This window comes from Synechococcus sp. H60.3 (genome assembly GCF_047462295.1).
Taxonomy (GTDB): Bacteria; Cyanobacteriota; Cyanobacteriia; order Thermostichales; family Thermostichaceae; genus Thermostichus.
The window spans coordinates 1-17,374 of the sequence record NZ_JANSIY010000013.1 but is presented as its reverse complement, the minus strand read 5'-3'; the positions used below and the strand labels follow the sequence as shown (position 1 = coordinate 17,374).

The following is a 17,374-nucleotide window of genomic DNA, read 5'->3' as shown; positions in this document are numbered from 1 at the left end:
GCTTTCCCCTTGCTGATGGTGTCCATGAGTGGTTCGGGATCCCCGGTCGCGGCCCTTGAGCAGCCCTTGTCCTTAGCACGGCAGGTGGCCCAACTGCTGGTGGTGCCGGTTTCGGCCCGCCTGGGATCCCAGTCTCCTCCCCGAGAGGTCCTCAAGCGACTGATCCAAGAGGTGGGGATCGGGGGCCTCTGGATTACTGAGGGCCATGTGGCAGAGGCCCTGCTGCTGATCGAGGAGGCGCAGTCTTGGGCTGCCCTGCCCCTTTTGGTGGCAGCCGAGGCCAGTCGCGGCCTGGCGCTGGCGGGGGCTACTTCTTTCCCCCACCCCCTGGGCCTAAGCCGCCTGGGATCCGAAGCCGAGCGCTGGGCAGAACAGTGGGGAAGGATCACGGCGCGGGAGGCGGCGGCCATCGGCATTAACTGGCTGCTTGGCCCGGTGGCTGAGCCCCTGGGGCAAGGCCCAGCAGAGCTGGCGCTGGCGGAGGAGCCGCACCTGGCGTTGCAACTGGCGCGGGCCTTTGTGCGCGGATGTGAGCAAGCCGTCCCCGGCGGGATCCTGACCACTGCCAGATCCTTCCCCGGCCGGGATTGGGTGGAGTCTCTACCAGCAGGCGCAGCGCTGCAGCCAAAGTCAACCGATGTCCCCTGGTGTCCTCGCCTGAGGCTGGCCCTGAGTGAGCTGCAGGAGGGGCCTTGGCTGCCCTTCCGCGGCTTGGTGGAGCAGGTGGGGGCCATCTCGGTTGCGCCAGTGGTGCTGCCAGAGTGGGATGAGCGCTGGCCAATCTCTTTTTTGCCGGGGCGGCTAACGCAACTGCTGCGCCAAGAATGGGGGTTCAGTGGGCTGATTGTGGTCGAGGGCCTCGATCAGGGCTTCTTGGCCGAGCTGGCTGTTCGCGTCAGTGAGACGGAGTCCTCTCCCTGCCCACTAGCAGTGCGGGCCCTCCAGGCCGGCGCTGACCTCCTTTTGGCCGCTCCCGATCCTTTGGCGGCTGTGGCGACCATTGTGGAAGCCGTGCAGCAGGGATCCCTAGACGCCCAGGCCATTGCCCAATCGGTGACGCGGGTGCTGCGGGCCAAACAGCGGCTTTTTCCCTCCACCTCCGCCCTGCTCAAGCAAGTGTGGCCGGCCCTGGCGGAAACAGATTTCAGCCTGGTACCCGGCTGGATGGGGGCTAAGGATCCCACTGACCCGGCCCTCAACCGCGGCTTTTCCGACGAGCAACTAAAGCCCCTGCTGCTGGGGGATCCCCTGGCCAAGGACTCGCCTTTGGCCAAGCTGTTCGGCACACGTCCGCATCTGCCCAGAGTCGCCCAGTTGGGATCCCTTCTAGCAGAGAGCGACATTGCCCCCTGTCAGGCGGCCATGGCCCGCGGTGGAGTGACAGGCGGCCAACCCCTGCCTTTGCCCTTGCCGCCCGGCAGTTGGAACTGGATCTGGCAGGATCTCTCCCTGGGTCCTGAAGCAGTGCTTTTAGCCGAATCTCCTACCCTGAGCATTCCCGCCAGCTTGGGTCTTCCTCCTCTGCTTAGCCATTCCCTTACCCCCTTGAGCTTGCTGGAGGCAGCTCTAAACAACAGCAGCGGCCAGTGGATTTTCCAAGCCTTTGTTCGCGATCCTCTGCCCAACTATGTGGTGGATTGGCTAGGGCGGCGGCGGGAGCAGGTAGCAGCCGTTGTTATTTATGGAAACCTGCAGGTTGGCTATCGCCTCCGCAGTTACTTGCAAGGAGCCAACGTCATCCACAGCCTCAACACCGATCCCTGGGCCCAGGCAGAAGCCATGCAGCGCCTGTTTCCCCACCGGCTCATCCCAGAGAAACCTAAACCTCAGACAGCTTCAGCAAATAATTAAGAAAAAGTAAATACCGTTACAGATTGTTGGCAGAAAGAGGCCCCTGAGCTATCGTATTGATGGAAATGTAAACTATTGAAACGGTTTCTCTCAGGGTTGTCTGTGCCTTCCTTCCTCTCAGACATCGCTGGATCGGACAGTTCTCGCCCCTCTGGTGACGGTGAGTGTGGGCTTGAGCGAACCTCGCTTCGCTCTCCCTCCCCGCAGCGTCCACAACCGTTCCTCCACGCTTTGCAAGCGCTGCTGGCAGGGCGCTGGGCGACAAAGCTTGGATTGGGCTTGGCTGTTGTGGGTCTGACAATCCTCACCTGGATTTGGCTGGCTGCAGGAGCTGGGCTGGATCCTTACACTGAAGCCGTCCTCAGCCTAGAGGGTCAGCCCAGCCATGGTGCTTCGTTGTTTGCCCTCAACTGTGCTGCCTGTCATGGAGAAGAAGCCGATGGCCGAGTGGGCCCCAGCCTGCGGGGAGTTAGCAGCCGCCGCTCTGACCGGTTTATCATTCATCAGGTAACCAGTGGCAAAACTCCGCCCATGCCCCAGTTTCAGCCGGATCCCCAGGAGATGGCAGATTTGCTCAGCTACTTGAAAACCCTCTGAGGCCAGCTCATGGGTCTGACCCAGCAGCTTGCTTACTACACTCTCTGGCTGGCCTCTGTATTTGCCTTGGCGGAATGGCTGCGCTCCCGACAGGTGGATGGGGAATGGGTGCGCAAAGTCATCCATATCGGTGTGGGCAACATCATTCTGCTGGCCTGGGCTTTGCAGGTGCCCCGCTGGCTTGGGGTGGGATTTTCCTTGGTGTTTGCTGGCTTGGCGCTGCTCTCCTACCGGGTGGCTATTTTGCCTAGCTTGAATGGGGTCGGGCGGCGTAGCTTCGGCACTTTTTTCTATGCTGTCAGCATTGGCCTGTTGCTGTATTGGTTTTGGCTGCCGCAGCGACAGGTATTTGCGGTGATCGGCATTTTGGTGATGACCTGGGCCGACGCGCTAGCGGGCTTGGTGGGCAAAACTTGGGGCAAGCACCCCTATCAACTGGGATCCATTCAAAAAAGTTGGGAGGGATCCCTGACCATGTGGGCAGTGAGCAGCTTGGTGATTGCGGCGCTACTGCTGGGGTACTTCGGCTTTTCTCCCTCCTTGCTCGCCATCAGCCTTTTGGCGGGAGGCATAGCCATGGGCCTAGAGGTCTTCTCTTGGTGGGGGCTGGATAACCTGACCGTGCCTTTGGGCAGCGCCGGGCTCTGCTTTGTCCTGCTGCAGCTTCTGGACGAACTATACCTGTAGCAATTGCTACCCCTGCGACGGGTCTGGCGCGGAAACGGCCTCTAGACCTTGCGGCGTTCTTGTTCTCGCTCTTCTTGTTGCTGCCACTGCCTGATCAGCTCTTTCGCTGCCTGGGGAGTAAAGTAGTCCAGCGCCATCAGCTTGCGGTAGGTGAGGAGCTGCCGCATCTCCAGGGGCATGTCTGCCTTCCGGTAAAAGTAGTGGATGCGGCTGATGTTTTGCTCCATCTCGGCGAACTCCCGCTCCCGCTGCACTTGCTTTTCCCGCTTGAGCACCTCGTGGGGAGCAGACATGCGATTCGGGATCCGCTGCGCGCTGGTGGCTTTGCTAGGGAGAACCCGATGGGCTCCGCTTTGCCGACTGCTGGCGCCGTTGAAACGGTCGAAAAAGAAAGAGAGCATCCCTCAACCTCACACAAGCAGAGAGAAGGAGGTTGTCTTACACCAAATTAACAATATCAAGTTTAGATGAAGCTGTGAAGCCGCCCGTGATCTGGATCCCTTTTGGGAGAACCTGCACCTTCTCCAGGGCGAGGACTGGACTTCCCCTGGGTCACAGGAGAGCTGAGGCAGAGACAGGGCTTGGCCTGGACAGGCGGACTTATAGCTATGCTTCAGTATTTACATGGATACTTGGACGAGGACAGGGGCAAAGCGCAAAAAGGCTTGCGTGCTTTCACGCATAATGACAGGGATCTTGAATAACGGTACATGGTGCTTCCCCGGAGGCGCTACAGGTGAGATTCGTCGCCGCTCAGCAGCCAGGTAACCGAGACCCCCAGCGCCTTGGCAAAAGCCACCAGCTCTTTGTCGATGACGCGTCGTTTGCCCTTTTCCACCTGGCCGATCTTGACGTAGTCCAACTGCACACCGTATTTGGCCAGACGACCCGCCAGTTGATCTTGGGTCAGTTGCAGCTTCTCCCTTACCCAGCGCACCCGCTCTCCGATCAAGTTGGCCGATGGAGGGTGCTGGTTGAGGTTAGACTCCATAGGAGCAAGAGATTGTGAATATTCTTGTCCAGGCTGAGGAACCCGATGGCTCCCCCGGCGGCCCATGGTAGCCTATGCTGGCAAGGCTACCCCTTCCCTTCTTTACTACTTTATAGAACCTGTTATAGAACCTGTGGGATCCTGCTCGGCAGCAGGCAAGCTAGCTGTCCCCTGGATATCTTACACAAGGTCTAGATCGAAAATCGCTTATGGATGTTTTCGCGCAGGATGCTCTGCTGGCGAGAACTTGGCAGATGGGATCCCTACCACTCCCGCACCCAGCCGGAAAAATTTCCGGGCAAAAAAGAGGGCCATGATCGATTTTCGCTCTCGGCAGGGGGAGAAACTTTTCTAGACTAGGAGGTGACGTTTTCTCCTCACTGGGCCGTGGTTTTCTCTCGTCCTCATCCTGAAGAAGACATTGCCTCATCCCGTCAGGAGCTCGACGATCTGTGGCTTGATGCTGAGTCTGCCTCTCAGGATCCAGCTACAGAGGCCGACCTAGAGCCGAGCGCCAGCGGGTTGCGGCTGAATGAAGACGCCGTCGATCACTACTTGAATACAATTGGTCGGGTGCCCCGCATCGATCACGCGGAGGAGATCGAGCTGTCGCGCAAAATTCAGCAGAAGCTGCTCATCGATCAGGCCCGCAGGGAATGGCGGCAACAGCGGGGGCAGGATCCCAGCGATGAGGAACTGGCGGCAGCCCTGCAGATCCCTGTGGCTACCCTGCGCTCCCGCATCCGCCAGGGGGAGCAGGCTCAGCGTAAGCTGATCAACGCCAACCTGCGCCTGGTGGTCAGTGTGGCCAAGAAGTACCTCAACCGGGGGGTGCCCTTTTTGGACTTGATCCAAGAGGGCAACATGGGTCTCATTCGGGCCACTGAGAAATTCAATGCCGAGCGAGGTTTTCGCTTCAGCACCTATGCCCACTGGTGGATTCGCCAGGGCATTACCCGCTGCATTGCCAACCAAGCCCGGACGATTCGCCTGCCGGTGCATATGGTGGACAAAGTGCGTCTGCTCAAGCGCACCAACCGCGAGCTGATGAAAGCCCGAGGGCGACGGCCCACAGAAGCTGAGCTGGCCGAGGCGCTGGGTATCAAGGTTAAAAAGTTGCGCATGATCCAGCAGGCTGCTGCTTTGCCCCTGTCGCTGGATGTGCCAGTCGGCCAGGAGGGGGAAAGCCGCCTTGGCGATTTGCTGCCAGATGAGCGGCAGGAGCAACCCTTCGAAGGGATCCTGGTGCAATCCCTGCGGCAAGATGTGCGTTCTGCCATGCAAGCCCTAAAGCCAATTGAGAGGAAGGTGTTGGAACTGCGCTATGGGCTGGATGGGCAAAAGGCGAGAACCCTGCGAGAAGTGGGGGATCACTTTAACTTGACGCGGGAGCGGATTCGCCAGATTGAGCGGGATGCTCTGCGCAAGCTGCGTCTAGGCCATCCTTCGCGGGCTTTGGCCCAGTACATTCGCTAGCTTTTGCCGCAGCCTCCCAGGGTTTGGTCGGGGATCCCCGCGCGAGGCGGGTTTTCAGCCCTCGGGATCCGCCTTGCAGCCCCCTAAAATGGTGGTAAGCCAGATCGGGGGGATCCCTATGTCTATCGGTGCCACGCCTGCTTCTGCCAGGGAGTGCTCACCGCAACAGGCGCAGCTTTGGTTACGAGGGCTGCTCAGCATTGCTTGGGCCGATGGAGAATATAGCCCCGAAGAGCAGCGACTTATCGAAGATCTCATCCGCTCCGACTGGCCAGAAGACCAGGGGAAAGATCTCGCTCCCCTCTCTCCTGAGGAGCTGGCGGCCCAGCTACAGCCGGAGTTGCGGCAAGATTTCCTGCGCACGGCGGTGATGACAGCCGTTGCCGACGGGGTATATTCCGAGCCAGAAGACCGCCTGTTGCACCAGTTGGTCGCTGCCTTTGGACTGGAGCTTCCCCAGCTCCACCTGCTCGGGGCCACGCTGGTCAATAAGGGCGCCACCTCGCCATTGCCGGCAGAGGCTCAGGCCGAGAGCGGCTATACCGACCTTTTGGCTCCCTTGCGCAAGTGGCTGGACGGCATCCAAGTCCGCGACGCGAAGGTAGCCCGCTTCTTGTGCCGTATGATCCCCGGCCAGTGCCCCTTTGAGCGGGAGGTGGTGCTGTTTGGCCGCAAGGTGATACACATCCCCCCCCTGTGCAAGCTCAACCCCCTCTACGACCAGGTGGTGGCCTTACGCTGCCGCGCCCTCTCCTTCCTGGCAGAGGCCGGGGAAGACATCAGCCAGTACACCTGATGGCTCGCACTTAAGCATGCCGAAGGCTGCCTCCATCCCTAGCTCCCCTCTCCCTCTAGGAGAAGGGCTGGGGGTGAGGGGTACTTTTAGGAATGCGTCTGATTGGCAGCCAGCCCCTCAGGAATAGGTTATGTCCGTCTCTCCCAAAGGGATTGCCTCCATCCCTGCCTCGTCCTCTTCCGCGCGCACCTCCCGTAAAAAGGCTTCGAGAGAAGCGTGGGCCTCCGCCTCCAGATCTGCTCCCGCAAGGGTTGTGCCCCCCTCCGGCAGCCAGCCCAAAAGCGGCAGCGGCAAGAGGGTGGACAGGTTGGTTAGCAGCAGCAGCAGCCCCAGATGGCTGAAATCGCTCTCGGTTACCCCCAGCGCGTGCATGAGCAGGGATCCCAACTCTTGAGAGAGAAACCCCGCCAGGTTAAAAGCCGACATCAGCAAGGCGAAGAGGGTAGCTTCGATCCCTGGCGGGCAGAGGCGGGCAGCCAAGACCAGCACGGGCATAAAGGCAATCTGCCCTGCCACCGTCAGCACCAAGCTATCCCCCAGACTAAACCAGTGATCGTCGATGCCCCAAGCCCGATTGAGGTGATAGACCAAGATGAGGCTGGTTAGGCCCAGCCCGGCCGAAAGAACCGTCATCCAGCCAAATAGAGGCCGCAGCGGGATCCGCCGCAGATACACCTGAAAGATTGCCACCCCCACCAAGCTGGCGATGCTGGTAACCAACCGCACCTGTCCCAAAAACTCCGGCCCAAAGCCGAGATCGGTGGTTACAAAGTAAAATAGGGCTACATCGGCGCTGGGGGTTGCCTGCCAGAGAAAGACAAACAACACCGGCAAGAGAATGCTGGGTTGCCGCAGCGCCCGCCACACCTGTCCCACCTGCTGCCGCAAGGGATCCCAGCCAAAGGAGCAGGCCACCGGCTGATCCACAATTACCCAAGCCGCCAGGGCAATCAGCAGCGGCAACAAGGCCGTCAGCCCGAACACCACCTGCGGCGGGTAGTGGGCCAGGAGCGCCCCCCCGGTATAGGCAGTGAGCAGGGATCCGAAAGCCGTCGCCCCCCAAGACAAAGACTGCAGCGTGCCTGTCCCCGCCCAGTCGCTGCCGTGAACCCGCTCCACCACCAGCGAATCCACGATCACATCCCCCACCGCCACCGCCAGGGATCCCAAAACCATCCACAGCATCGCCCACTCAGCCGTTGGCGCCCACAGGGCCATCCCCAGCCAAGCCCCACATCCCAGCAGCCCAGAGAGCAAGAGGTAGGAACGGCGGCGGTAGCCTGCCAGCGGCAGCATATCCGACAGGAGCCCATAGAGCGGCTTGAGGGTCCAGGGGATCACGGCAAAGCCCATCAACGCCGCCACCTGCGCTGGGCCGAGGCCCAGGCTATCCTTCAAGTAAAAACTGGTAGCCAGCCGCGCCAGCCCCACCGCCCCTTGCACAAAGTACACCAGCAGGATCCCGAACAGTTCCGGCGTCCAGTGGATGTCCTGCAGGGGCTCCAGAGTGGATCGGCGCAGCTGTTGCAGCAGGGGGTGGAGCATGGGCAATCTTGTCCTTGTCGCTTCCTGTCTCTGCCGTTGTCCCGCAGGACTGCTCTTGCAGCATCGTCTTGCCGCAACAATAGCAACAGCAGGAGGTGAGAGTTAAGAACTTCTTTACACTGTAACCTGCTCAACTGGAACCTGCCCAACCGGCCCACGGCTGCGATCCTCCAGACCCCCGCCTGTCAAGGCGCCGGCGGCACTTCTGTAGAGATTCCAAGCCGTGAGCTGCCTCTGGTAGACATGACTGACAATGCGAGGGATCCTTATTTTGAACTGCTCATGAGCTGGCAACGCCCCGATGGTCGCACGGCTGCCCAATTGCGCCCGATTTCCTTTCAGCGTCACTTCACCCGCTACGCTCCGGGCTCAGTGCTGGTGAAGTTTGGCGATACCCATGTCCTCTGCACCGCCAGTGTGGCCGAAGAGGTTCCCCCCTTTTTGCAGAACACCGGCCAAGGCTGGCTGACGGCGGAGTACCGCATGCTGCCCACCGCCACCCAACAGCGCCAGCCGCGAGAGACGCTAAAAGTCTCAGGCCGCACCGCCGAGATCCAACGGCTTATCGGGCGTAGCCTGCGCGCCGCCTTGGATTTCCACAGGCTGGGATCCCGCACCATCACCGTCGATGCAGACGTCCTGCAAGCCGATGGCAGCACGCGCACCGCCGCGATCACCGGTGGCTATGTGGCCCTGCACGACGCCATCACTTGGCTTTACAAACAGGGGCTGCTGGATCCGGCGCAGGGATCCCCCTTGCGGCAGCAGGTGGCGGCCCTTTCGGTGGGGATCGTGCGAGGCGAGGTGCTGGTGGATTTGTGCTACGAGGAGGACAGCCAAGCAGAAGTGGACATGACCATTGTCATGAACGAGCAGGGAGCCTTGATCGAGATTCAGGGCACCGCCGAAGCCGGCTGCTTCGACCGCTCGCAACTGTTGCAGATGTTGGATATGGCCCAGGCCGGCATCCAGGAATTGCTCCAGGCCCAGCGAGAGACTCTAAACTCGTAGCCGACGGGCCTTGTTGCAGCCGGGAGCCCAGCCTGAGCCTTGAAGCGGTTCCGGTCGGGTGGCTGCTGGCCTCGAGAGAAGAAAAGGGTTCCCAGAGTTCTGCTTATTCTGCTTGTGTTTCTCTTTGGTGAAGAAACCATAATGAGATGAAGCAGCCCTGAATCACGGCTTCCTCTGCAAGCTTGGGTGTGTGGCCGAGGTGAATTCATACTCATTTGGCCTCGAGAGGTGGGCCCGGAGGACAGCACATGTCCCATTTTGTGTTTGCATCGGCGGAACTGGCGCCCCTGCTCAGGCAGCAAGCGCGACGGTTTACCACCGGCTATCTGCACCTCCACCTCAAAGGGGGAGATCCCGCCGAGGGCACGGAGCCTTGGGTGCTGACCTACTACTACGGCAGGCTGCTCTTTTCCGCCGATCAACCCCTCAACCCCCAGATCCTGCTAAAGCGCCTATCCCGCTTTATTCCCCGCCTCAACTTGGAATGGTCACAGCGGGCTATCCGAGTGCTACAGGAGCGGCTGATAAAAGACAACTCCCTGCCGGAACTGCTAGAGGCCATCGCCCAGTTGGGCCTGATCAAGCCAGGTGAGCTGGAAGACGCCCTCTGGCTCAACCTGCTCACCGATTTCGATCGCTATCTCTTTGAGCGGGCAGGCACCTGTTCCTTTGAAGTGCAGGGACGGGTTGCCCAAGAAGCCCCCATTGGCGGGTTTGAGTTGGAACCGCTGCTGCAAGAAGCGGCTCGCCGCCACGACCGCTGGGCGGAGTTGAAGGCGGTGATCCCCACGCTGCTGGCGGTGCCAGTGGTCAACTGGGATCGGGTCAACCGCTATCGCCTCACCGACGAACAGCGGCAAAAGCTGCACGCCCTCACCAAGGATGGCCAGTCACTGGAGGCCATTGCCAAGAAGCTGTGTCGGGATCGGCTGGAGGTGGCCAGCCTCTTCGCTGCCTGGGCCAAAAAAGGTCTGGTGAGCCTGCAAACGCCCCCAGAACTGTTGCAGGCCAAGCGCCACGCTTCCACAACCCTCTTGGCGGTGGACGACAGTGTCGTGATGCAAGAAATCCTGCGGCAGTCCCTCTCCAAATATCACGTGATTACAACGGGCAACCCTGCCGAGGTGCTCCCCCTCTTGTTTCAGCACCGGCCTCACCTGCTACTAATGGACATCGCCATGCCCGGGATCGACGGCCTAGAACTCTGCCGCGTTGTGCGCAGCCTGGAAGAGTTCAAGTCCCTTCCTATCCTGATGGTTACCTCGCGGGATAGTTTGCTGGATCGCATCCGCGGCAAGTGGTCGGGAGCAACCGGCTACCTGACCAAGCCTTTTAGCGAAAGCCAGCTCAATGCCGAGGTGGAGCGACTCTTGGCCCAGCAGCAAGATCACCCCTCCCCCCGCTCTCCCCGAGGAGCCAAAACCAATCCGCCCAGCCCAGGGCTGGGATACCTTTTCCCCTTTGGGGATCAGGCCAAGGCCTAGAAGGAGAGCCAAGGAGGCCAAAGCCATGTTTACAGGTCTGGTGCGCAGTTTGGGTACAGCTCAGTTGATCTCCTCTTCACAGGTACGGGTTACCTGCCCAGAGCTACAGCCGCAGTTGGCCTATGGCGATAGTGTGGCGGTGGATGGCCTCTGCCTGACGGTAGTGGAGATCCTGCCCGATGGCTTTTTGGCCGATGTCTCGCCGGAAACGCTGCGCCGCTCGGTTTGGGGCCAGGGATCCGGCCCGCGCACCGTTAACCTCGAGCCGTCTCTACGGGTGGGGGACAAGTTAGGGGGGCATTTCGTCAGCGGCCATATCGATGGGGTGGGGCAACTGTGGGATCAAGCTGCCACTGGCAACGCCTGGGAGCTGAGCTTCAAGGTGCCGGCGGAGATCAGTCGCTACATCGTGCCCAAAGGCAGCGTGGCAGTGAACGGGGTGAGCCTGACTATCGCCGAGGTGCGGCAGGGAGGCTGCTGGTTCAAAGTGGCGGTAATCCCGCAGACCTACCGCGAGACCAACCTCTCCTTGCTGCAGGTGGGGGATCCGGTGAACGTGGAGGCGGACATACTGGGCAAGTATGTGGAAAAATTATTGGGGCTGGCTCCGCCGGAGAGCAACCTCTCCCTGGAGTTTCTAGCCGAGCATGGCTATGTTTAGATCCTGCTAGCCTCTCTCCCACCTCATGATCCGCCCAGAAGAAGTCAAGCGCCTTCGCGGCGCCAATGTCTACTTAGTTGGGATGATGGCCAGCGGCAAGTCCACACTGGGAGCTGAGCTGGCAGCCCAACTGCGCTGCCCATTTTTTGACACTGACGTGCTGGTGGAGCAGGTGGCAGGTTGTTCCATCACCCAGATCTTTGCCGAGCAGGGGGAGACCCACTTCCGGGAGCTGGAAACCCAGGTGTTGGCCCAGTTGAGCAGCTACACCCGCCTGGTAGTTGCCACGGGGGGCGGCATCGTGTTGAGGCCCAAGAATTGGAGCTATTTGCACCACGGCCTCACCGTTTGGCTGGATGCGGCCCCTGAGCTCATTTGGCAACGGCTGAGCCGGGATCCCGGCCAACGGCCCCTGTTGCAAACCCGCGATCCCCAGGCCGCTTTGCAAAGGCTAATGCAGGAGCGAGAACCTTTCTACGCCCAGGCCGACGTGCGGGTGCCCATCCGGTCAGAAACCAGCCCGTCCCAGTTAGCCGAACAGGTTTGGCAGGCCATTTGCGCCCGCTTGCGAGCCCAGCCGCCTTGCAACCCATGAAGCCAATAAAGTGCAATGCAGCGGCGCCCACAGTATTTCTAAGCGCCTCTGTTCTTCTATCTTACGAAAATCAAATTCAACACGGCAGAGTAGCTTAGTAGCCCTCCGTCCTGCTAGCGCAAGTAGTGCGGGGTAGAAAAGCCTTCGAGCAGCTTTAGCTGCTCACCAATGATGCGGGTCGTTACTATAGCTTTGGCTCACCACTCAGCAACCATAGACTACGGCTGTCAGCAGGTTCTGATTCAGGACAGAAAGCTAGTAGCCCTACTGGAGTACCTCTGCCAGCAGTCCAACAAGGTCTACGATAGGGCTCTGCCCCAGCTTGGCCGGCATAGGGATCCCTTGTGTTTTAGGATGGGGAGGGTTTTGGCCGAGGGAACTGGGCCGGGAGCCGTCCGCCTCAGCAAAACAAAGGTCATCGCGATAGGGAGGGCATTGTGGTGCAAGCCAGGATTTTGTTTGCAGCGGCGGAAGCAGCACCCCTGGCAAAGGTGGGGGGCATGGCGGATGTGGTGGGATCCCTGCCCGTCGTTTTGCGCAAGCTGGGTCAGGATGTGCGCATCATCATGCCCCTGTACGGGTTTCTCTGGGACAAGTTCGGCCCGGAACCGGAGCAATATCCCCGCTCCAAGGATCCCATCTGGTCCAAACAGGTCATGGGCCAGGTGGCCGATATTTACGAAAGCGTTTTGCCCGGCACCGATGTGCCCCTTTACCTGGTCAGCCACTACTGTTTTGCCCCCCATCGCATCTACTACGGCGAGGACGAGTTCTGGCGCTTTACCTTCTTCGCCAATGCCGTGGCCGAGTTTGCCTGGACCTACTACCCCTGGAGGCCCAACATTATCCACTGCCACGACTGGCACACCGGCATGATCCCGGCCTGGATGCACCAGGCTCCTGACATCGGCACCGTCTTTACCATCCACAACCTGGCCTATCAAGGGCCCTGGCGTTGGCAACTGGAACGCATGACCTGGCTGCCCTGGTATTTTTCCGCCCACAACACCATGGCTGCCGGGATCCTCTATGCCGACCAGGTGAATACGGTTTCGCCCACCTACGCCATGGAGATCCGCACCAGCCTCCATGGAGAGGGCCTACAGGATCTGCTGGCCTGGAAGGGAGAGCGCCTGCGCGGGATCCTGAATGGGATCGACACCGAGAAGTTCGATCCCCGCACCGATCCCGCTCTTGAGGCTAATTTCAGTATCGACGACCTAAGCGGTCGGGCGGTAAACAAAGCCGCGTTACAGGCCCGCCTGGGCTTGACCGTCAACCCCGACGTGTTCCTGATGGGCATGGTGGCCCGTTTGGTGGAACAGAAAGGGATCGATCTGCTCATCCAAACCTTGGATCGCTTTTTGGCCTATAGCGATTCACAATTTGTCTTGCTGGGCAGCGGCGAAGCCTACTACGAGGGGCGGCTCCGGGAGATGGCCGAGCGGCACCCGGGCAGAATGGCCTATCAACAGGGTTACCAGCCGCAACTGGCCCAGTTGATCTACGGAGGAGCAGACGCCTTTTTGATGCCCAGCCGCTTTGAACCCTGTGGCATCAGCCAGATGATCGCCATGCGCTACGGGTGTGTGCCCATTGCCCGCCGCACAGGAGGGCTGGTGGATACGGTCAGCCATCACATTCCCAGCAAGGGGATCGGTACGGGCTACTGCTTTGACCGCTACGAAGCCCTGGACTTCTACACCTGCTTGGCGCGGGCTTGGGAGGCTTTCCAGCACAAAGACACCTGGCAGGCGCTGCAAAAGCGGGGCATGGCCACCGATTTCAGTTGGCATCGCTCGGCGCTGGAATACCTGCACATGTACGAGCTGATTATGAACTTGCCGCTGTTGCCGGAAAAGACCTCCTCTCAGGCTCAACCCGCCCCATCCCTGCCCAGTTAGTTCCACTCCCGCCAAGGCTGCGCAGCCACCTCCTCGGTAACCCCTGGCTGAGGGGATCCCTGAGCTGCGGCGGAGGTACCCGGAGTGAGATAAAGTAGAACGGGTTAACGAGGTTTTGAGGATTGCCTGCCAATGTTCGGACGACGTCCTGCTGTTGTTGGCCAAGGTCGGCGCCAAGACGCCACTGTCCAAGGGCTCAACTTTCTACGCCGTTCTTGGGCGCGGCTGGTTGTGGCGGTGTTGCTTGGCCTTGTCCTGGGCGTCGGCTCGACTCTCTGGGCCACGGCTCAAGAACTGCCCGCCGGACAGCAGCTCATTCCCAACCCGCAGCAGTTTCGCGCTCTCGAACAACCCAGCAACGCCCTTAGTGTGTTGCGAGCTGAACAACTGGCCGCCGAGGCCGATGCTGCCATCCAGGCGCAAAACTACGACCAGGCTATCCAGCTTCTGCAACAGGTGTTCGACGCCTACAACCAGCGCTCCAACTACCACCAGGATCTCTCCCGCGCTTTTGCCGGGATCCAAAACCGCATCTCCGAAGAGCAGCGGGAGCTGGCCCGCGTTGCTGCCCAAGCTCGGGATCAGGCTGCCTACGATTTGGCCGTGGTCTATCGGGCTGCCGGACGTCCTGAGGAGGCCGTGGGCTGGTTGATCCAGGTCATCAAGAGCCAGACTCCAACCCGGGAGCTGGGCACCCAGGCCTACCAGCAGCTTCTGGAGATTGGCTTTGTCAGCACTCCCTTCCCCTAGCGCTGCTCTTCCAGCTTGCGATAGAAAGCCAGCGCCGTTTGCCCATAGGCCCGCTGGTCGAAGCGCAGCAGGGATCCCACCTGGTCGGGTAGCTTCTGGCCGCTGCGATGCTCGACGATCAAAGTTCCGCCTGGCTTGAGGAGGGGCGGGATCAGCGGCAGTAGGGGGGCATACAGACCCGCCGCGTAGGGGGGAGCAAAGTAGACGTAATCAAAGGGATCCAAACCCAGTCCTCGGCTGAGCAGCTTGCGGGCATCTCCCTGAATCACCTGGAAAGATTGTCCAGGCTTGGCCACCTTGGCCCAGTTGGCCTGGATGATGCGACAGGCCGGCGCGGCAATCTCGATGCCAGCCACGAAGGCTGCTCCCTGGCACAGGGCTTCCGCCCCTACCGTGCCAGCCCCACAGCAGAGATCCAGCCAGCGACAGCCCTCCACCTGCCCTCGCAAGATGTTGAACAAGGCTTGCCTCACCCGGCCAGGGGTGGGTCGAGTACCCAGGCCGGCAGGGGTCTGCAGCGCTCGTTTGCCGCTGATGCGCAAGCCCATAGGCATCTATCAAGGGGTAGGTGTGGCAGGCAACTGGCCGGTCAACCCGCTGCGCTGGGCGGCGCGATCCCGTTCCATCTGGATTTGCGACACCAAAGCTTCAGGCAACTGGGCAGAAGCCTGCAGAGCTTGATCGAAAAGGGGGACAGCCTCCCGGTCTTGACCCTTGGCAACCAAAATTTGCGCCTTGAGGTAGTAAAGCTCAGGGTTGTTACAGGAAGCAGCAATAGCCCGATCCACCGCCTCCAGCGCCTCGTCAAAGCGTTGCATATCCCGATAGGCCAGGGCTTGGCCGCGGTAGGACAAATACTCAGGCGCTGCCAGGCGAAACTGATTCAAAGCCTTCTCCCGGTAGGTCAGCAGCAAATCCATATAGCCGTTGAGAAGATTCAACTCAGGGTCGCTGCTGTCCACGGCCTGGGCAGCCCGGATGGAAACAAACAATTGGTTGAGGGTGGGCAATGCCTTGGGCAGCCCGATCACCACCCCCTCCCGCACCACGATGTTGGCCGCCTCCAGCCCATAGCCCACGCCCTCATACAGGTTGCCGCGCAGAGGATCCGTCTTTTTCAGCTCGGCAGCCACCTGGCGGGTTTGGGTGGCCAACTGGGCAAAAGCATCCAGATCCCCCTCTTGGTAGGCCAGCGCCGCCAGCAAGGCATAGACCATTGGCTCGTCGGGGGAAGCTTTCTTGGCTATTTCCAGCTTCTCTCGGCTCTGGGTGTAGCGACCTGCGCAGAAAAACTCCTCAAATGCCGCGGCCACCTCAGGGCTGATGGGGCGGGCATTGGCCCCGCTGCGAAACGGATCCTGCGCCCAAACCGGCAAGGCGGATCCCCATACCCAGCACAGGATCCCCACGAGCTTGGCCCATCTGCCGAACTTGTCGCTTCTCATCCCCTGGCCTCAACACCCACTACGAACTTTTAGCGAATCGGCGCGCACTTGACCTGCTCTTCAGCGCAGCATTTGCGCAATCGCAGCAATGGCTGCGTCCTGAACCAACTCATTGGTCTCGTGAGCCAGGAGATCGTGCAAGGGATCCAGGGCGCGCGGATCCCCGATTTGGCCGAGGGCGCGGGCTGCCGCCTCCCGCACCGCCGGTTCGCCGTCAGAAAGCTTGGTCAGCAAAGCCGGCACCGCCTCAACTGCACGCATTTGACCCAACTGATAGATGGTTTGCAGTTGGGCCTCAAGAGGGGTTGTCGCAGTTGTAGGAACAGAGCTGTACACAGAGATGCCAGGAGAGTAGCCGTAGTAGCCTCGGCTTGCCATGGCGATGGCCGAAAGGGCCTGCAACGCCTCTAGGGCATGATACCGCTCTGCCTCATTCATATGCGGCAATTGGGCCACCAGGTCGTCAAAGGCTTGCTGCACAGGGTCAGCAGCCGCAGCCTGTTGGACAATGCGAGTGAGGTTTTGGTCGGCCTGCATCTGTTGCCAAGACTGGAGCATCGCCAGGCCGGCAACCACCAAAGCAGCATCGGCCAAAACAGCCAGCAGCGCCATCCCGCCCCAAATCTTGCTGCGACGGCTGAGCTTTCGCATCTGCTTATCCACGTAGACGAAAGCTTGGTGCTGCCGCTCCCAAAAGTCAGGGGCCACCTGCAGAGTTTGGGCGCTCAGATCAGGAGACAGAAGGTTTTCCTCGCGGGCCACCTCCAAGTTTTGCAGCCTCTGGTTTAGGCGAGAAAAGTGTTTCGTCCAGAGCCAAGTAAACATCAGGTCCCATCCTCTCTTCGAGCCTGCCAATGGAGCCAAATCCCTCTGACCCAGCAAATCTACGGACTCGCGCTTGCATCCGGGATCAGACTTAGCTTGCCGCTTTTCCCCTGCCGAGGGGAGAACTTAAGCGACAGGATAACAAAAGCCTCGGCCCCCCACCAGCCGGTCTTGACCAGCGGGTCAGGCGGTGCAGGCCCCGGTCTTTAGTCCTGGGGATAAGTCGCCTAATCCTGGCGCTGCATAGCCTGGAGTAGTGCAACAGCAACATCGACACTCCCACCGACTAAAGTCGGGGGATTCTTACGCAGTCCACAGACGGACTCGCAAAGGCGCTGTCAAGACGCTCCTAGACGGCTCCCTGGAACCCAGTCTCAAGGTTCCGCTGACTTGTTGACTTACAGCACTGTCCGGGCCTTTCACCGGGGTAGGTGCTTGCTTAGCAGCAGTTATGGCATTGAACAGCAGCTAAAGCCGCTCTAAGGCTTTTCCGCCCCGCACTAATCGCGCTAGCGGGACGGAGGGCTACCAAGCTACTCTGCTGTGTTATGAGCCGACATCAACATCCAGTGCAAGTATCTGGGCTTAGGCCCAGGGGCTGGGGTTATGGCCTCCCCCCACGGGCGTGCGGTGGCAACTACAGGGGGAGTCGGAGGGGGGTCAGGTCATCTCGGGGGCAGGGCAGGCTTGGGCATACCATTCGTAGAGACCATCTGCCGTGGTGAGCCAAGTTTGGGGACGGGATCGGATGTGCTG

Annotated in this window: 17 protein-coding genes; 11 read left to right on the top strand and 6 right to left on the bottom strand. The window is 60.4% G+C overall.

Translation table 11 applies throughout. From position 1 onward, the window contains the following. The first annotated feature begins 15 nt into the window (after positions 1-15). The 3 genes from NW841_RS02770 (at position 16) to NW841_RS02760 (ending at position 3,135) form a co-directional block, all read left to right on the top strand. The gene (locus tag NW841_RS02770; protein WP_414385237.1) at positions 16-1,851 is read left to right on the top strand and encodes a glycoside hydrolase family 3 N-terminal domain-containing protein; all 1,836 of its coding nucleotides are present in this window, start codon (positions 16-18) and stop codon (positions 1,849-1,851) included. A 279-nt stretch (positions 1,852-2,130) separates the two neighbouring features. Next, the gene (locus NW841_RS02765) at positions 2,131-2,448 is read left to right on the top strand and encodes a c-type cytochrome (protein WP_414364028.1); all 318 of its coding nucleotides are present in this window, start codon (positions 2,131-2,133) and stop codon (positions 2,446-2,448) included. A gap of 9 nt (positions 2,449-2,457) precedes the next feature. Next, positions 2,458-3,135, top strand: coding sequence for a diacylglycerol/polyprenol kinase family protein (locus NW841_RS02760; protein ID WP_414364029.1), 678 nt, complete (start codon positions 2,458-2,460; stop codon positions 3,133-3,135). 41 nt (positions 3,136-3,176) lie between these two features. On the opposite strand, the gene NW841_RS02755 is transcribed toward NW841_RS02760, so the two are convergent. After that, positions 3,177-3,536: a hypothetical protein gene (locus NW841_RS02755; RefSeq protein WP_414364030.1), complete on the bottom strand. Its 360-nt coding sequence runs from the start codon at positions 3,534-3,536 to the stop codon at positions 3,177-3,179. 329 nt (positions 3,537-3,865) lie between these two features. Then, on the bottom strand, positions 3,866-4,126 hold the full coding sequence (locus NW841_RS02750) for a helix-turn-helix domain-containing protein (RefSeq protein ID WP_041438621.1): 261 nt from the start codon (positions 4,124-4,126) through the stop codon (positions 3,866-3,868). 363 nt (positions 4,127-4,489) lie between these two features. On the opposite strand from NW841_RS02750, the gene NW841_RS02745 reads away from it, so the two are divergent. Both NW841_RS02745 and NW841_RS02740 read left to right on the top strand, forming a co-directional pair. Then, positions 4,490-5,602: an RpoD/SigA family RNA polymerase sigma factor gene (locus NW841_RS02745; protein ID WP_414364031.1), complete on the top strand. Its 1,113-nt coding sequence runs from the start codon at positions 4,490-4,492 to the stop codon at positions 5,600-5,602. Positions 5,603-5,720: 118 nt separating this feature from the next. Further along, positions 5,721-6,398 (top strand): Mo-dependent nitrogenase C-terminal domain-containing protein, encoded by a 678-nt coding sequence (locus NW841_RS02740; RefSeq protein WP_414385234.1) that lies wholly within the window; start codon positions 5,721-5,723, stop codon positions 6,396-6,398. A gap of 117 nt (positions 6,399-6,515) precedes the next feature. On the opposite strand, the gene NW841_RS02735 is transcribed toward NW841_RS02740, so the two are convergent. Further along, positions 6,516-7,943: a folate/biopterin family MFS transporter gene (locus NW841_RS02735; protein WP_414364033.1), complete on the bottom strand. Its 1,428-nt coding sequence runs from the start codon at positions 7,941-7,943 to the stop codon at positions 6,516-6,518. Positions 7,944-8,225: 282 nt separating this feature from the next. Between NW841_RS02735 and rph the strand changes: the two genes are divergently transcribed. The 6 genes from rph to NW841_RS02705 all read left to right on the top strand — a co-directional run bounded on the left by rph (position 8,226) and on the right by NW841_RS02705 (position 14,348). Then, the gene (gene rph, locus NW841_RS02730) at positions 8,226-8,954 is read left to right on the top strand and encodes a ribonuclease PH (RefSeq protein ID WP_414364052.1); all 729 of its coding nucleotides are present in this window, start codon (positions 8,226-8,228) and stop codon (positions 8,952-8,954) included. Positions 8,955-9,202: 248 nt separating this feature from the next. Then, the gene (locus NW841_RS02725; RefSeq protein ID WP_414385232.1) at positions 9,203-10,438 is read left to right on the top strand and encodes a response regulator; all 1,236 of its coding nucleotides are present in this window, start codon (positions 9,203-9,205) and stop codon (positions 10,436-10,438) included. A 25-nt stretch (positions 10,439-10,463) separates the two neighbouring features. Beyond that, entirely contained in the window at positions 10,464-11,099 is a 636-nt protein-coding gene (locus NW841_RS02720) for a riboflavin synthase (protein WP_414372127.1), read from the top strand. 25 nt (positions 11,100-11,124) lie between these two features. Beyond that, positions 11,125-11,694 (top strand): shikimate kinase, encoded by a 570-nt coding sequence (locus tag NW841_RS02715; RefSeq protein ID WP_414364036.1) that lies wholly within the window; start codon positions 11,125-11,127, stop codon positions 11,692-11,694. Positions 11,695-12,194: 500 nt separating this feature from the next. Continuing rightward, the gene (gene glgA, locus NW841_RS02710) at positions 12,195-13,598 is read left to right on the top strand and encodes a glycogen synthase GlgA (protein ID WP_414385251.1); all 1,404 of its coding nucleotides are present in this window, start codon (positions 12,195-12,197) and stop codon (positions 13,596-13,598) included. A gap of 132 nt (positions 13,599-13,730) precedes the next feature. Then, positions 13,731-14,348, top strand: coding sequence for a hypothetical protein (locus NW841_RS02705; protein ID WP_414377956.1), 618 nt, complete (start codon positions 13,731-13,733; stop codon positions 14,346-14,348). On the opposite strand, the gene rsmD is transcribed toward NW841_RS02705, so the two are convergent. The 3 genes from rsmD to NW841_RS02690 are packed head-to-tail and all read right to left on the bottom strand — an operon-like array spanning position 14,345 to position 16,618. Further along, on the bottom strand, positions 14,345-14,902 hold the full coding sequence (rsmD, locus tag NW841_RS02700) for a 16S rRNA (guanine(966)-N(2))-methyltransferase RsmD (RefSeq protein ID WP_414385231.1): 558 nt from the start codon (positions 14,900-14,902) through the stop codon (positions 14,345-14,347). The genes NW841_RS02705 and rsmD overlap by 4 nt on opposite strands. A 3-nt stretch (positions 14,903-14,905) precedes the next feature. Further along, a complete protein-coding gene (locus tag NW841_RS02695) occupies positions 14,906-15,793 on the bottom strand; it encodes a Sll0314/Alr1548 family TPR repeat-containing protein (RefSeq protein WP_414377952.1) in 888 nt (295 codons plus the stop codon). A 60-nt stretch (positions 15,794-15,853) separates the two neighbouring features. Beyond that, positions 15,854-16,618, bottom strand: a complete 765-nt coding sequence (locus NW841_RS02690; RefSeq protein WP_414364041.1) for a HEAT repeat domain-containing protein — start codon at positions 16,616-16,618, stop codon at positions 15,854-15,856. Between the last annotated feature and the right edge of the window lie 756 nt (positions 16,619-17,374).

Bases quoted from the DNA above. Each gene is read 5' to 3' on its own strand.
- NW841_RS02755 (WP_414364030.1), bottom strand. From the start codon at position 3,536: ATGCTCTCTTTCTTTTTCGACCGTTTCAACGGCGCCAGCAGTCGGCAA.
- NW841_RS02690 (WP_414364041.1), bottom strand. From the start codon at position 16,618: ATGTTTACTTGGCTCTGGACGAAACACTTTTCTCGCCTAAACCAGAGG.
- NW841_RS02770 (WP_414385237.1), top strand. From the start codon at position 16: ATGGTGTCCATGAGTGGTTCGGGATCCCCGGTCGCGGCCCTTGAGCAG.
- rph (WP_414364052.1), top strand. From the start codon at position 8,226: ATGAGCTGGCAACGCCCCGATGGTCGCACGGCTGCCCAATTGCGCCCG.
- NW841_RS02740 (WP_414385234.1), top strand. From the start codon at position 5,721: ATGTCTATCGGTGCCACGCCTGCTTCTGCCAGGGAGTGCTCACCGCAA.
- NW841_RS02705 (WP_414377956.1), top strand. From the start codon at position 13,731: ATGTTCGGACGACGTCCTGCTGTTGTTGGCCAAGGTCGGCGCCAAGAC.
- NW841_RS02715 (WP_414364036.1), top strand. From the start codon at position 11,125: ATGATCCGCCCAGAAGAAGTCAAGCGCCTTCGCGGCGCCAATGTCTAC.
- glgA (WP_414385251.1), top strand. From the start codon at position 12,195: ATGGCGGATGTGGTGGGATCCCTGCCCGTCGTTTTGCGCAAGCTGGGT.
- NW841_RS02760 (WP_414364029.1), top strand. From the start codon at position 2,458: ATGGGTCTGACCCAGCAGCTTGCTTACTACACTCTCTGGCTGGCCTCT.
- NW841_RS02720 (WP_414372127.1), top strand. From the start codon at position 10,464: ATGTTTACAGGTCTGGTGCGCAGTTTGGGTACAGCTCAGTTGATCTCC.
- NW841_RS02695 (WP_414377952.1), bottom strand. From the start codon at position 15,793: ATGAGAAGCGACAAGTTCGGCAGATGGGCCAAGCTCGTGGGGATCCTG.
- NW841_RS02750 (WP_041438621.1), bottom strand. From the start codon at position 4,126: ATGGAGTCTAACCTCAACCAGCACCCTCCATCGGCCAACTTGATCGGA.
- NW841_RS02725 (WP_414385232.1), top strand. From the start codon at position 9,203: ATGTCCCATTTTGTGTTTGCATCGGCGGAACTGGCGCCCCTGCTCAGG.
- NW841_RS02735 (WP_414364033.1), bottom strand. From the start codon at position 7,943: ATGCTCCACCCCCTGCTGCAACAGCTGCGCCGATCCACTCTGGAGCCC.
- rsmD (WP_414385231.1), bottom strand. From the start codon at position 14,902: ATGCCTATGGGCTTGCGCATCAGCGGCAAACGAGCGCTGCAGACCCCT.